This is a genomic window from Paraburkholderia sp. GV068, from assembly GCF_003058125.1.
Classification (GTDB): Bacteria; Pseudomonadota; Gammaproteobacteria; order Burkholderiales; family Burkholderiaceae; genus Paraburkholderia; species Paraburkholderia graminis.
The window spans coordinates 348,360-361,473 of record NZ_QBUB01000006.1 but is presented as its reverse complement, the minus strand read 5'-3'; the positions used below and the strand labels follow the sequence as shown (position 1 = coordinate 361,473).

Here is a 13,114-nt window from a genome sequence, read left to right as displayed (position 1 = left end):
GAGATCATCGCCGCTCAAAGCGGCCATTATCCCTTCGTCGAGGTGTATCAATTCCTCAGTGCCGACGGTGTATCAATTTACAGGTGCCGATGACAAGAGCAATATACAGCGGCAACAAACCACTCCCCGGAGGTTTCCGCTAAACGATTTCGCGGCGCGACCAGCAGGGCATCTAACAATCCGCCCGCAAAGACAGACGTGCCAACCTAAAACGGCCACCGGAAAAGGCTAAAACCTCATTCGCTAGATATGTCTTTACTCATTCGTATCATCGAATAGTCTCTTAGACATTAAAGCCATTCAATGGATGGGACTCTTTTTAGGGCGAGCAGCCGCATCCTGCGGATGCTCGAAGGACGCCCCGTGCGCAGGGAAAGAAGGGAGCCACCTTGGCCCGGCTCAACGCATCGCGGCAATGCAGAGCGGTTGATGGCTCTATAGGTTTGCTGACGTGTGAGCTGAACCCGGCGTCGATTGGACGTTCACGGTCTTCGTCTCAAGCAAATGCTATTACAGCTATTGTCGGCGTTCGGCAACTTCACGCTCTAAGGGCGGAAATGGACGGATAGCCCTCCTCGCCGGCATGCTAATGTCGGAGACGATTACATCTACGTTGTCGGCGGCGAGCACCTGGCGGCAACGGAGCCTGCCGGCTGCCAGTAGCGGCTCTCCGCAACGCGCACGAGTAGCCACGTCCCGTGCGCTTGTAAGTAGCCAAGCGAGGAAGTCCATGAGCAGAATATTGCTGGTCGGAAAAGAGCCTCATTTGATTGAGGAACTGCGCGTTTGTCTGGAGTCGAAAGGTCATCACACCATGACAGCGCTCGATGGCTTGGAAGCCTTGGAGTTGGTATCGGGAAGACCCCCGGACGTGGTCGTCACGGACTGCAAGATGCTCGACAAACTCGCTCTAAGCAAGCTGATACGACACGCGAGCCCGGGCAAAGGGCTTCCCGCCATCCTGCTGTCCGACAACCCGCAGCCAACGGACCGGCACGCGCCCCATTTCGATGCTTACGTCCAGAAGCCAGTGGCCGTTGAGCAGTTGCTAATGCTGGTTTCACAACTGACTTGATAGTCCCAGAGTTCGGCTCCAGTACAGCGGTGGGGTCGACGGCTTAAAGTGAAACGCGCCCCAAAAGGCCGGGGAGGGCTGGACATTGGCGCGCACCCTACAGCTACCCGTCCCAAGATGACCAAGTGGCTAACAGGGCGCGTGGAACCGCTAACGCCGCTCGAACGGGTCGTTCATACCGAACGACGTATCCGCATCGCCGGCACGGGCAACGAGACACTGGATGGGCGCGACACACCCATCGCATGCCCTTGTTGCCAGCCCGAATGGGCCCGCCGCAAATCTTGCGGGCCTCCTTTTTGGTTGTACACCTGAATTTACCGTTCACGGTGCCTTTTCGCCCAGCGGCTCGTCGCCGGGAGACGGCTCCGGAGGTGTCTCCTCGTCGGGAACGTCTTCGTCCGGTTCGGTTCCCGGCACGTCGCTGTCCGTCTGCGCTCCAGCGTTCTCGTCTGCTCCGATTTTGGTCGCTCCACCTGTCGACGGCGGGTCGCTCGCGGGAAACGTGTCTTCGACTGCTGCATCGACGTCCTTCTCGGATTTGTCGTCGGGCGCGCGCTGCTCGGTAGGTTGTGTAGCCATTTTGACGCTCCTGTTGATGTGTGTTCCAACATATGCGCAACGGCTGTTCCCAAAACGGCGCCAGCTCGCGCGACAACATGAGAGCGATGGGAAGCCTGCGTTACGGGGCGCCGAGTGGCGCGGCTTCCCACAACGACACCTTGGAAGCAAAGGCTCGGGCACTCGAAGGCTTGTATGCCGGAGACTTCTCAAACGCGCTTCTTGCCGCGTAATGGTTTCGGGCTGAAACCTTTGGATACCAATGTGCCATGATGGGCTTCGACAGATGCCCAAGGGCGGTCACGGAATAAAGGAGGTCTGATGCGTTCGAGGCAGTGTCTGGACCTGCTGGTGTACATGGCAGCCTTCGTTTCGACACTAGTATGGGCGCGAGACATTGAATGCGCGGCAACCCGCCCGTCAGTCGGGCGCGTCGTCTGTGACCACGCCATTCGCAGCGACGAGCGCCACGATATCGTCGCTGAGCCGCAGGCGCTGCTCCGCGGCGGGAAGCTAGCCGCGCGACTCACCCAATGGAGACAACGCAGGAGCGCCTGCGCCGACATCCTTTGCATTGACACAGTGTTCGGACGAGGGAAAATCCAAACCAAAGCCGTTGAATCGAACACTGCGGCTGCGCCCGCTGCGGACATGGCCTCCTTATCACAACCGGCTCCTGTTGCAGCTGCATCTGGTGCAGACGCTGTTATGTCAGACGGCGACAGTCTTCCTGCATCTGCAGCATCGCCGCCGTCTGGGGCCTCCCAGGCGCTTCAAGGCAGCGAGGCCGGCGCCACGCTGCCGCAAGCTGCCGCGAGTAATGCCCCGTCGCCAGGGGTCACCTCTTCCGGAAACCGCATGAACGCGTCTAGCCGCGGAATCCGGCTGACCGGAGTGCTAACAGTGCTGATTGTTATCGCAATCATACTCAGCGTATTCATCATCCGTCGGAACAAGGCGCTGGGGATAACGACCAATTACCGACGGGCAGGCGGTAAGAAGAGGCGTTGACCGACGCTAGCCGGATATGTGACGCGCGCGTTCATTGCGCCGGCCTGCATGGAGCCCGACCCGTTCCCCTTGGCACAGTATGAAGGGGAGCGCGAGGAGTAGCAGAACGCAGTCGCCGCCATCCGCATAGACGTCGTCTCTTCTTGCACGCTGGAACAGCACTCTTCTCGCTTTAAACAACACCGTCGGCGTTTCATGAATGCATCAGGCCAACAAGAGCTTGGCGTCCTTTCAGGTAAGCCGACCGAAGATGGAGGAGCGCTAATCGACGATTTCGCTTTTCATAAGTGCAACGTTTCCCGACTGCGAGCGAGCGCTCAACAATGAGAAGGGTTCCATTCGCGATATGGCGGTGTCTGACGAAGCGATGGCGAACGTCGCATGATTTTTTGACGCGTCTCGTATCGGGGATGAAATGTTTCGAGGCATATTCCATTCGTCCCGAAGAGCCGTCCCAGCCGGCATCGGTCGGGTCTCCATTTGAGACTGCATTGCAATGCGTCTGTGGACGCGCCCACGCGGCCCGCTTTACGGGCCGGAGAATTTGTTGCAAAAGACGTGACACGGACAGGAAGTTGGCACCGACTGTGCATACGCTGAGCGCACTTTCGTCTTGTCCCTTTGGTCAGTTGTGCCGTTGCGCTTTTCAACATACGAAAATGGCCAAAAGCGAGGGCACTAGAACTGGCGGTAAACAAGCGCGGGGTCCTCCAGCTTGCCTTCAGTTTGCGCATGGCTACCGGAGATGCGATTGGCAAAGGGGCTGAATGCAGCAGCATCAGCAGACCTTCTCGCAATGCGAACAAATCAGGCAAGGGTGGAAGATGGATGACGACGGGGCTCCAACGCTAACCGCAGTGCCGATTGACACACGTAACCAGATGCGCGTGGTTACCATCGCTGCCATCGCATCTTTCTGTCTCGTAGTTGTTAGTGGTCAGTTGAAGACAATGGCGGGTGAAATCGTTGCGGTGTGGATAGCCGCCGGCTACCTGCTCGGGCACCTGCTGACAGTTCCTCGACACCGCAAAGCATCCGTCCTTATTGGTGGGTTCGTGGGCAATCTTGCGGCAAATCTGCTGGGAGGAGAAAGTCTCTACGTGTCCCTATCGTTTACCGCTTGCGGGTTAATTGAGGTATGTGCGGCGGCCTTGCTCTTGCCCCAGGTTCATTCGGCCAATGAACTGATAGTCCCTAGAATCCTTTTCCGCTTCGTCATCATCGCAGGGATTTTTGCACCACTTATTTCAGGGCTTGCTGCTGTACTTCTGCTTGAGGGGGTCTTTACAACACACCCCTTCTCTTCTTTCTCCAACTGGGTCATATCTGATTCGCTAGGTATTCTGATATTCACGCCGGTAACCATCAACATGATATCGGGAGAGTGGCGCAGTTTTCTGCAGCCCGGTAGCCGGGCGAAGTCTGTAGCTCTATTATTGTTGGTTGGCTGCGTTACCGCACTGATATTTGGACAGAACACTCACTCTCTGCTTTACTGGGTTCTGCCTCCTCTCGCCCTGTTAGCATTTCACGCAGAGCTTTCCACGGTCCTCCTGGGGATACTTATCTGCATCAGCATTGCGGTGCCGTTCACGGTGCGAGGCACGGGTCCGCTGTGGTTGATTGGATTTCATACGATGGAGGAGCGGATGCTGGCCCTTCAGGTCTTCACGCTAGCCGCATTGTCAATCGTGCTACCCATTACGGCATTGGAGGTTCAGCGACATCGCCTTCTTGTCCTGCTCACGGACGGACAACGCCAATTTCGCACCTTGGCTGAACACACTGAAGAAGTCATCCTGCAGCTCGACCCCGACGGCGTCTTTCAATACGTATCACCCCGGGTGACGTCGGTTCTCGGCTTCTCTGCATCGCATCTCGTCGGAGCACACATATCCGGGCTATTGCACCGAGACGATGTAGCACGTGTTCAACTCGCAATGAGGCAAGCGGCCTCGGCGCAATCGAACGAGTCAGTTCAGTATCGTATTCGCCGCAAAGACGGCTCTCTTGTCTGGGTGCGAAGCTTCATAGCTGCCATGCCAGTGGGACCGGGAGACAACAAGCCATCCCTGTTGTTCACACTCAGAGACATTAACGAGCATATTCTTGCGCAGCAGCAACGCGACGCGGAGCAACGGAGACTCGAAGATTTGGCCTACATCGACAGTTTGACAGGACTCTGGAACAGGCGCTACTTCGACGTCGAATTCGCGCGGAGGCTGATGGCTACACCAGAGAATGGCGATGACCTGATGATGGCGGTCCTGTTTATCGACGTGGACTATTTCAAGCAGTTCAACGACCGTTTTGGCCATCAGCGAGGCGATGAATGTTTGCGGACGGTGGCGAAGCACATACAAACCGGGATTAGAAAGGTTGACCTCCCGGCTCGTTACGGCGGCGAAGAGTTCGTCGTCCTTCTCAAGGAGTGCTCGCTTGCCGTAGCGACCCGAACGGCGGAGCGAATTCGCGGCGGAATCCAGGCGCTTTCTATCAGTCACGATTCCAGCCCGTTCGGCAAAGTCACGGTCAGCATCGGCATTGTGCACACGACCGACCTCGAAACGATTGATACAGCTGACCTGCTTCGCGCAGCTGACGTGGCACTGTATGAAGCCAAGCGCCTTGGCAGGAACCGGGTGTTCCATTGGCAAGGTCATCTCGCCGCGTGAAGCCCCGGAACGTTTTTCTGCAAGCGGCGCTCATTAGTCTGCCACTGTAGTTACCGCTGCCCGCAAGACCCGAGCGTGGGCACGTTTGAGGCCCGCAAGTTGAGCGTCCTCCTCGCTTTGGACATGACCCGGGACACCCGATGCTTCCATTGACTTACCGGAACTGCATGGGTGTCTGGTCGCAGCGCGTCTGCTTGCCCGGCAGATGACGGCGAATGGCCCTCGGTCTCGCATGTCGTCGAGTCAACGCTGCTCTGGCTCAAAATAAGCGGAGGCGGCGCCGACGTGATGCAGCAGGTGATGCTGTCCGCCCAGTGGATATCGCCCGACGTCTCGAGAAGACATTGCAACCGGCCGTGACGCCGAAAAGCCATGCAGCCGGCCAACTGAAGGGCGGTCGCCAGCAGCGCTCGAACGTCTTTGGCGGCGTAGGTGGTGGGAATTGGCCCTGCGATTCGCGGCACTGAGCGCGCTCAGTTGCCGTCAGTCGCTGTCCTGACAACGATGCCTTCGTGTTCCACCATCGTTGGCCTAAGGCCAGCACCGGGAATCGATGGCTTGCCAGCGCGCCGCGATATGGTGCTCCGAGGGGTATGCCGCCCGCGCGTATGTCAGGCGTGCAGCGACGAACCTATCGACGGTGTGCAGTAACACCTCGATTGACGCAGGCTTTCGCAGAAAAGCGGTCCAGCAGCGAATCTCATCGACGGGCTCGGGCATGGCCGACAGCAGGATTACCGGTATTTCGGCAAACGAAGGCATGCATTTCAGACGTCGGCATAGCTCCCTGCCGTCCATCTCCGGCATCTGTAAATCGGTGACTACCAGTTCTGGAAAGTGTGCAACGGCTTTGGTCAGTGCGTCGTGTCCGTTCTCCGCTAGCACGACCTGATGTCCACGACTTTCCAATGCCAGTTGCAGCGCCCATCGGTTTTCAAAGTCATCGTCGACGAGCAGCACGGTGGACATGATGCGAAATGGTCGAAAGAGCAGCACACATGTGTTTTTCGCAAGCCGCGTACCTACGGGGGTTCGCGGCTCGCTCGCTGTTCAAGCCGGTCCCCAGATGCTGGCGCGCCAAAGACACTCGCCGCACGATGCTCGCTAATTCGTCTTATAAAAATACCGACGAATGGCAGGCGCCATGTCCCGCGCTGCGGGCATATGCGTTGCGCATGAACGTCTGCACGATTACACAAGGAGGACATCATGGGCACACTGAACCCGCAAGGCACCGCATCGGGAACCAGCGGCGCGGACATTGTAGGCAGCGGCACGGGAGAGGGCCCAGGGCCGGAGGTGATGGCCGCCGCGACGCTCGACGATACGCAGGTGATTTCGTCGGACGGCGAGGACGTGGGCAAAATTTCCGACATCATGCTTGACGTACGCAGCGGCAGGATTGCATACGCAGTGCTGTCCGAAGGCGGCTTCCTCGGCATGGGCACGAACCTGCATGCAATACCGTGGAACGCGCTCACGCTGGATACCGATGCAAAGTGTTTTCGCGTCAGCATTGATGCTCAACGCATCAAGGACGACCCGGGCTTTGACAAGGACCACTGGCCGTCAATGGCGGATACCACTTGGGGCACCACGGTTCATCAGTATTACAACCGCGAACCGTACTGGTCGTCGACCCGCGGCGTAGAAGACTTGCCGCCGAGCGACATCTGAACACGGTTCTCATGGACGCCGGCTCTGCGTGCGCGGAAGCCGGCGTCCGAGTTATCGAGGATGCAATCATGAAGACGATGAAAGCAGCAGTACTTTGCTCAGCTCTGGCGCTGGCGTCTGTCAGTGCCGCGTTCGCTCAGGGCGCCGGCGGTGGTGGCAGTGGTGGTGGCGGTGGTACGAGCGTGGGTGCTGGCGGGGCTGGCGTTGGTGGCGCGAACGGTGCTGGCCAGGGCGGCGCAGGTATGAATGCGCCGAATTCGGGAGGTACTGCCGGTGCCACGTCGATGTCAAAAGGTTCGCATGCGACGATGCCACCCACCCGAAAGCCGCAAAAGGACTCGCAGGCCAAAGGCGCATCCGATACCGCAGCCTCCAGTGCACAGTGAGTGGCTTCAGATTGCTTCTGCGGAAAGCGTCGCCGACCCGCGTTGTTCGCTGTAACGGCGCATTGCGCAGGCAGCCGTCCCCTTGGAATGGTGGGCCGCCCGAAAAGCTATGTCTGGGCGAGCCTGCGACGTAGTTTTTGCAGTGCGTCGGCCGTTTATCGTGCGGCAAGCATGCCCGAGGGCTTTGAGGACGGCCATCCAAGGCACGAAGAACACGACAGTCTAAGGCCGCAACCGGCCTCGTCGACGGGAAAGGGGCGTCTTGGCGGTGCTCAGCCCGGGTCCGCTACGGCCGTGTCAGCATGCGGCTTTGCTGGCATCACCACACCGTGCGCACGAATTACAGCAATCAGCTTTGAAGGCGTTATCTCATAGCGAATTTCCCGGTGCATGCCGGGCTTGCATTCATCGACTTCCACCAGCACGACGGCTCGTCCATCGGTCTCCGATTCCAGTCGCAGCCAGCGCCTGGGATTGCCCGCGGCGTCGTATTCGGTAAGCGATGAGCGTCATTCGCAATATAGCTCGGAAAGAAATCATCTATGAGCGGTCAGCGCGAAGCTTCCGCAGGGACTCGGAGGAGCAGGAAATCCTGGATGCGTTTGCTAGTTGAGCACAGCATCGAGCGACCCGACGAGCCTTTCATCGCAAGCTTGGTCCTGTTCGATGCTTGGTTGCTTAAAACCTGGGCAGAGGCTCAACGTTGGGGAACCGTTAAGTCGGGCAACCTAGTTGTGTCGCAAGGTCGTTTAGGTCTGCCGCCTCATAATCCCATGACTGTTCAGCGCGTAAGTCGCTCTGTTGGCCGGGGCCATGTTCGACTGGCCTAAGGACAAACGCGGTCTTCAGGCCGCATTGACGCGCTGCCGCCAAATCGCCGTTATGCGCCGCGACCATGCAAACCTCGGCGGGGCTAAATCCGAGAATATCGGTTGTGTCAGCATAGACTTGCGGCGATGGTTTGTACGCTCTGACTACTTCCGCGCCCAGAATGGCGTCCCAAGGAAGCGCGGCACGCTTCGCCATGTCCACCATCAGTCTAATATTTCCATTTGAAAGCGGCGCAATAATGAATTTACGCTTGAGCCTCAATAGCCCTTCCACAGAATCGGGCCAAGGGTCTAGCCGATGCCAGGCAAGGTTCAGCTCGTCAAGTTCGTCGGCGGTGACCGAGTCGATGTCAATGCCGAAGCTGCGCAAGACCTTGACCAGATTCTCTTTGTGAAGAACGTCAAGGCGGACAAACGACCGTCGTCCACTTGTAATTTCTTCCATAGCGGGCGAGTATTCGCGTCGCCATGCATCTGCGAACTCGGTGGCGTCGACGGCCATGTTGCGACGGCTGAGAAACGGGCCCACGTGTCGCGCAACACCGCCTCGCCAATCAACGACGGTGCCAAAGACATCGAATAGAAGAGCTTTGATTGCGGAATCCTTGGTCATTTCCTGAACGTCTCCCTCGGCGCACTCGGACAAGTCTACTCGCCCAGCGCTGTAAGAACCAAGGCAGCGTCTACAAGGCGATAGGACAGGTGCCCGCCAAAGTTTTTGAGTGGAAAGCAGAAGTTGTGCGTCTCGGCATTTACCGCCACGACGTGCGCGTTCGGGCCGATATGACCGCCACCCGGTTTCGAGACCGCGCCAGCTCCCACTCGAAACATTGAGACCAGACCCGCGGGCCGGCGACATACCCGAATGCATAAACGGCTCCCGGGAAGACCTCCATCACCGCTATGAGTATCAGCAAGCCAACGTCTCGCTTTAGAGTGCGCATACTTCCATGCAGCGTCCTGCCAACCTGAATGCATAGACTTGCGCGAACTTCGCGGCTACGGATTCGGAGCGGGCAAGAATGGCCCCCGCCTATAATCACTATCAAAAGTCGGGAAGCGCCGTCGCGGGGAACTGCTGGAACGTAAGTGGAGGTCGGATGCGATGCAACGGTTGCAGATGTTGTAGTGGGCTGGAGCAGCAGTTCGCTCCGCCGTTAGATGCTTGGAGGCTCAACAATGAGGCGGCGTCGTGACTACAGACTCCAAGAAAAGTAGCATTGCTGCGCTGACGCTGGCTGCCATTGGAATTGTGTACGGCGACATTGGAACCAGTCCGCTTTACACAATGAAGGAGGTATTCGCGAAACATCACGGTCTTTCGCCTGTCCCCGTCAATGTGCTGGGGGTGGTCTCGCTGATTTTGTGGGGCCTCATAATCGTGATTTCGCTCAAGTACGTAACTCTTGTTTTGCGGGCGGACAACCGAGGGGAAGGCGGCATTATGGCGATGACCGCGTTAGCGCTATCGTCGGTCACTCAGAAGTCCCGTTGGTACTACCCGGTGATGCTGCTTGGCATGGTCGGCGCAGGGCTGTTTTTCGGCGACGGTGTGATTACGCCGGCCATTTCAGTCTTGTCGGCCATTGAAGGGTTGGAAGTGGCCGCGCCTGCTCTTAAGCCATATGTTATCCCTGTGACATTGGCCGTTCTGGTCGCACTGTACTTGTTGCAGCGCAGGGGCACAGCCGGTATCGGAAAATGGTTCGGCCCGATTGTGCTGGTCTGGTTCATTACGCTTGCTGCGATGGGCGTTACAAATATCGCTAAGAACCCGGTCATTTTGATTGCCTTCAATCCGCTCCACGCCCTCGGCTTTCTCATCCACAACGGGTGGTTGGCCTTCGTCGCCCTCGGTGCGGTTGTCCTGGCGCTCACCGGTGCCGAAGCGCTGTATGCTGATATGGGCCATTTTGGCAAGAAAACAGTTCGCTTAGCCTGGTTTTCTATCGTCGCTCCCGCGCTGGCACTCAACTACCTCGGGCAAGGCGCCTTGCTGTTGTCGAATCCGGCAGCGGTTTCGAATCCTTTCTTTCTGCAACTTGGCCCTTGGAGCGTCTATCCGCTGGTCGTGCTCTCGACGATGGCGACCGTTATCGCATCGCAGGCGACAATCTCTGGTGCATTTTCAGTGACTCAGCAAGCTATTGCGCTGGGCTTCCTGCCCCGTATGCGCATCCGCCAGACCTCTGAAAGTCACAAGGGGCAAATCTACATCCCACTCGTCAATTGGCTCCAGCTCACGGCTGTCATATTGGCCGTTGTGGGATTCGGCTCGTCTTCCAATCTGGCTTCGGCCTATGGCATTGCTGCGACCGCCACGATGTTGACGACGACGCTGCTGACATTCTTCGTTGTTCGTTTCGGCTGGAAATTTCCGCTGTTGCTGTCGGTCGCAGCGACCGGATTCTTCTTGACGATTGACGTCGCTTTGTTCTCTTCCACGAGTTTGAAAATCATTAGCGGCGGCTGGTTTACGCTAACAATCAGTGCGCTGATGGTCATGCTCATGCTGACGTGGCGTAGGGGGCGCGAACTGGTATTCCAAAGCCTGCAACGCCAACTCATCCCTCTCGACGAGTTCCTCCAGTCGCTCTTCATCAATCCACCACTGCGCGTGCCTGGTACGGCCATCTTCTTCCGTGCGGAAGGTGACGGCGTACCCCATGCGCTATTGCATAACCTACTGCATAACCAGGTGCTACATGAACGAACGATATTCTTGACTGTGTACGCCACCGACATCCCCAGAGTTCCGGATAGGGAACGCATCAAGGTGGTCCCGCTTGGACACCACTGCTATCAAGTCAACGTCTACTATGGGTTCTCGGATGAGCGCGACATACCACGCGCTTTGCAAGCAGGTCGGCATGCTGGACTCTCGATTGACCCGATGCAAACCTCCTTCTTTATCGCCCGCCAGACAGTCCTCGCCACGCCGAAATCCGGCATGGCGCTATGGCGGGAGGCCTTGTATTCCGCGATGTCTCGCAACGCTCGCGACGCGGCTGATTACTTCAAGATTCCGCCCAATCGGGTCATCGAACTGGGAGCGCAGGTAGAGATTTGAAGGGTAATGCCGACTCGAGCGAAGAGTTTCGGCTCCGTCCTTGGCAACATCACGTTGGGAAAAGTGGCGATAGTTGGCTGTACAGCGCTCGGAACGCGCTAACCAGCCGAGACGCGCGACTCCGAGGGCAGCGACGACGGTTGGCACGTCGGGGCCGTTCCGCTGTCGCGGCATGCGCGTCTTTCACGCCAGTCTGCGGTTGAAGTTGCCACTCGGAGTCGCCAGAAGGAGGCGGTCGCCTGAGTTCACTACGATAGTCGCTTGTCGGGGGGCGGATGTCCTAGTGTGAGCCGCCGGTTCTAGCGATGCGCATAGAGTGGCAGAAAAGGGTCCTTCGACCGCGGAGCGCCTTCGCTCGTGGGCCGCGAGTCACCGCTTGCAGCGACGGGCGACGGGCATTGCGGGATATCGGAGCGAGGGGTAGAAAGGCTCAACATCTTCGAGAAGCTGTCCGCTGCGCGCACGCGCGCCGTCAAGTTGAGGGCTCCGTTGAGCCCAAGCAGCGTATCGGTTGTTTTCAGAATTGAGCTGTGGTCGTACACCGAATGGTCAATGGTGCCAGCAGGAACGAATGGAGAGACGACGATGGCCGGTACGCGTACGCCTAGCCTGTCAAACGCAAAGTTATGGGTTTTCAGGCGGCCATTTTCCGGCGAGCCCGGCGGCTGCGCATTCGGAGGTGTCACATGGTCAAAGAAGCCGCCATGCTCATCGAAGACGATGAGCAGGACACTGCTCGACCATAGTTTGCTGCCACTGATGGCATCGTACACTTGCTTGACTAACGCTTCCCCTTTTCGAACGTCGCCGGCCGGATGCATCGAATTGCCGTTCCTGAAGTCATTCTTCGCATCGTACGTTGGCTCGATAAAGATAAATTTCTCGGTTAATGAACTATCAGCAAGCCGGGCAAGCAGCGTATCGATTCGAACGAAACGACTGAGCAGATTTTGCATGCCGTGAATACCACGGGCCTGTGCAACGTCGCCTTGCACGATAAGCCAGTCGGAGTCCTGAAGCTTTGAGAAAACGGTCCCATTCGGAAACGTGAAAAGTGGCGCGTTGAAGAACACCGCTTCCACAACTTGCGCGTCACTAGGAGAATGGTCGAGCCCGGACGAGGTGCCCGCCACGGCAAAGAAACGATTCGGCCACGTTGCTCCCGGCATCGATGCGAACCAGTTATCGCACACACCGTACTGGCGGGCCAGGAAGTTCAGTACCGGGAGCTGGTCCGGTGTGAAGGCGTTGAAAGCGTCGGCTACTACGTCGAAATGGTCCTCATACGTCGTGGCAAAGCCCATCGTCGAAGCGTCCGTCGCAAAAGGTGGATAGCCGTTCGGACCCAAAACGAGGGAGTCGTTACGCACGGTGTCTCCGCTGGCAACCTGTAGCCCGCACAGCTGGACACAGGCGTCGGTAAATTCGTGCCCCGGGTCAAAGCCGAGCGCGTAGGGCGCACCCTTTCCAAGCTGATAAGCCGTCCCTGACCGTCCGAAATTGACTATGGGCGTCGCCGGCAGTCCGTGGGCGATTGTGGTTTCACCTCCCGGTGTGACCCCAGTCAGGTTTGACCATCCAAACACGCTGTCGTACGAACGATTCTCAAGCATCAGAACAAAAACGTGCTGTATCGCTGCCATAGGTCACCTCAGAATTCTGTCGGCCGTGCTCTTTCATGTTGGCGGCAAGCCAACACAGAAGGCACTCGGGCCACCGCTGTCAGTTCGACTTCGTGCCAGCTACTGTTAGGCGCAAGGAACTGGTTTATTTATATGCTGGGTTCCCGAAAAGGCAATGACAATACACACGCTACGCGAGTGACCGCC

At 57.8% G+C, this 13,114-nt stretch carries 10 protein-coding genes; 5 read left to right on the top strand and 5 right to left on the bottom strand.

The window, feature by feature from the left end; genetic code table 11:
• Nucleotides 1-730 precede the first annotated feature (730 nt).
• Nucleotides 731-1,075, top strand: coding sequence for a response regulator (locus tag C8K18_RS15735; protein WP_107708121.1), 345 nt, complete (start codon nucleotides 731-733; stop codon nucleotides 1,073-1,075).
• Between the two features lie 324 nt (nucleotides 1,076-1,399).
• On the opposite strand, the gene C8K18_RS15730 is transcribed toward C8K18_RS15735, so the two are convergent.
• Nucleotides 1,400-1,657 (bottom strand): hypothetical protein, encoded by a 258-nt coding sequence (locus C8K18_RS15730; RefSeq protein WP_107708119.1) that lies wholly within the window; start codon nucleotides 1,655-1,657, stop codon nucleotides 1,400-1,402.
• A 1,757-nt stretch (nucleotides 1,658-3,414) separates the two neighbouring features.
• On the opposite strand from C8K18_RS15730, the gene C8K18_RS15720 reads away from it, so the two are divergent.
• Complete coding sequence (locus C8K18_RS15720) at nucleotides 3,415-5,322, top strand: GGDEF domain-containing protein (RefSeq protein WP_107708115.1); 1,908 nt, start codon at nucleotides 3,415-3,417, stop codon at nucleotides 5,320-5,322.
• Nucleotides 5,323-5,853: 531 nt separating this feature from the next.
• On the opposite strand, the gene C8K18_RS15715 is transcribed toward C8K18_RS15720, so the two are convergent.
• Entirely contained in the window at nucleotides 5,854-6,291 is a 438-nt protein-coding gene (locus C8K18_RS15715) for a PleD family two-component system response regulator (protein WP_165919880.1), read from the bottom strand.
• Nucleotides 6,292-6,531: 240 nt separating this feature from the next.
• Between C8K18_RS15715 and C8K18_RS15710 the strand changes: the two genes are divergently transcribed.
• On the top strand, nucleotides 6,532-6,999 hold the full coding sequence (locus C8K18_RS15710; RefSeq protein WP_107708113.1) for a PRC-barrel domain-containing protein: 468 nt from the start codon (nucleotides 6,532-6,534) through the stop codon (nucleotides 6,997-6,999).
• A gap of 68 nt (nucleotides 7,000-7,067) precedes the next feature.
• Entirely contained in the window at nucleotides 7,068-7,385 is a 318-nt protein-coding gene (locus C8K18_RS15705) for a hypothetical protein (protein WP_006046868.1), read from the top strand.
• 272 nt (nucleotides 7,386-7,657) lie between these two features.
• Here the strand turns inward: C8K18_RS15705 and C8K18_RS33710 are convergent, their stop codons facing one another.
• The gene (locus tag C8K18_RS33710; RefSeq protein WP_107708111.1) at nucleotides 7,658-7,846 is read right to left on the bottom strand and encodes a hypothetical protein; all 189 of its coding nucleotides are present in this window, start codon (nucleotides 7,844-7,846) and stop codon (nucleotides 7,658-7,660) included.
• Between the two features lie 253 nt (nucleotides 7,847-8,099).
• Complete coding sequence (locus tag C8K18_RS15695; protein ID WP_107708110.1) at nucleotides 8,100-8,828, bottom strand: haloacid dehalogenase type II; 729 nt, start codon at nucleotides 8,826-8,828, stop codon at nucleotides 8,100-8,102.
• Nucleotides 8,829-9,407: 579 nt separating this feature from the next.
• Here C8K18_RS15695 and C8K18_RS15690 point away from each other — a divergent pair.
• Nucleotides 9,408-11,285 carry a potassium transporter Kup gene (locus tag C8K18_RS15690; RefSeq protein ID WP_107708108.1) on the top strand — a complete coding sequence of 626 codons (1,878 nt, stop codon included), beginning with the start codon at nucleotides 9,408-9,410 and terminating at the stop codon, nucleotides 11,283-11,285.
• A gap of 299 nt (nucleotides 11,286-11,584) precedes the next feature.
• Here the strand turns inward: C8K18_RS15690 and C8K18_RS15685 are convergent, their stop codons facing one another.
• Entirely contained in the window at nucleotides 11,585-12,928 is a 1,344-nt protein-coding gene (locus tag C8K18_RS15685; RefSeq protein ID WP_107708106.1) for an alkaline phosphatase family protein, read from the bottom strand.
• Nucleotides 12,929-13,114 lie beyond the last annotated feature (186 nt).

What these genes read in the sequence shown, in the direction of transcription:
- C8K18_RS15705 (WP_006046868.1), top strand. Translation starts at nt 7,068, where the DNA reads ATGAAGACGATGAAAGCAGCAGTACTTTGCTCAGCTCTGGCGCTGGCG.
- C8K18_RS15735 (WP_107708121.1), top strand. Translation starts at nt 731, where the DNA reads ATGAGCAGAATATTGCTGGTCGGAAAAGAGCCTCATTTGATTGAGGAA.
- C8K18_RS15715 (WP_165919880.1), bottom strand. Translation starts at nt 6,291, where the DNA reads ATGTCCACCGTGCTGCTCGTCGACGATGACTTTGAAAACCGATGGGCG.
- C8K18_RS15695 (WP_107708110.1), bottom strand. Translation starts at nt 8,828, where the DNA reads ATGACCAAGGATTCCGCAATCAAAGCTCTTCTATTCGATGTCTTTGGC.
- C8K18_RS15720 (WP_107708115.1), top strand. Translation starts at nt 3,415, where the DNA reads ATGCAGCAGCATCAGCAGACCTTCTCGCAATGCGAACAAATCAGGCAA.
- C8K18_RS15730 (WP_107708119.1), bottom strand. Translation starts at nt 1,657, where the DNA reads ATGGCTACACAACCTACCGAGCAGCGCGCGCCCGACGACAAATCCGAG.
- C8K18_RS15685 (WP_107708106.1), bottom strand. Translation starts at nt 12,928, where the DNA reads ATGGCAGCGATACAGCACGTTTTTGTTCTGATGCTTGAGAATCGTTCG.
- C8K18_RS15710 (WP_107708113.1), top strand. Translation starts at nt 6,532, where the DNA reads ATGGGCACACTGAACCCGCAAGGCACCGCATCGGGAACCAGCGGCGCG.